This is a genomic window from Streptomyces anulatus, from assembly GCF_000721175.1.
Lineage (GTDB): Bacteria > Actinomycetota > Actinomycetes > Streptomycetales > Streptomycetaceae > Streptomyces > Streptomyces anulatus_C.
In genome coordinates this window covers 1-765 of record NZ_JOEZ01000112.1, presented here as the reverse complement: position 1 = coordinate 765, position 765 = coordinate 1, and the positions used below count along the sequence as shown (strand labels likewise).

The 765-nt window shown below is 72.7% G+C and carries 1 protein-coding gene; it reads right to left on the bottom strand.

Translation table 11 applies throughout. From position 1 onward, the window contains the following. Positions 1 to 765 (bottom strand): HAD-IC family P-type ATPase (locus tag IG90_RS0138730; protein ID WP_030596110.1); only part of this gene is annotated, 765 nt, incomplete at both ends.

Sequence of the window (765 nt, the reverse complement as noted above, 5' to 3'; positions counted from 1 at the left end):
CCGTCCGACGAGGAGGGCGTGGCCCTCGACGATGCCCTGGACGCCGAGTCCGGGGATGTTCTGGAAGTCCTCGGGGGTGGGGAGGGGTCCGGTGGCGTCGGTCGCGGCGGTGGCGACGGCTTGGGCGATGGGGTGTTCGGAGGCGTTCTCCAGTGCTCCGGCCAGTCGGAGGGCGTCGTGCTCGTCCGTTCCTTCGGCGGTGTGGGTGGTCTGGAGGGTCATGCGGCCGGTGGTGACGGTGCCGGTCTTGTCGAGGACGATGGTGTCGACGCGGCGGGTGGTCTCCAGGACTTCGGGGCCCTTGATGAGGATGCCGAGCTGGGCGCCGCGTCCGGTGCCGACCATGAGGGCGGTGGGGGTGGCGAGGCCGAGGGCGCAGGGGCAGGCGATGATGAGGACGGCGACGGCCGCGGTGAAGGCGGCGGTGAGTCCGGCGCCGTTGCCGAGCCAGAAGCCGAGGGTGCCCAGGGCGAGGGCGATGACGATGGGGACGAAGACGGCGCTGATGCGGTCGGCGAGGCGTTGGGCGGAGGCTTTGCCGTTCTGGGCGTCTTCGACGAGGCGGGCCATGCGGGCGAGTTGGGTGTCGGCGCCGACGCGGGTGGCTTCGACGACGAGGCGGCCGCCGGCGTTGAGGGTGGCTCCGGTGACGGTGTCGCCGGCGGAGACCTCGACGGGGACGGACTCGCCCGTCAGCATCGAGGCGTCCACGGCGGACGAGCCCTCGACCACCGTCCCGTCCGTCGCGATCTTCTCCCCGGGACG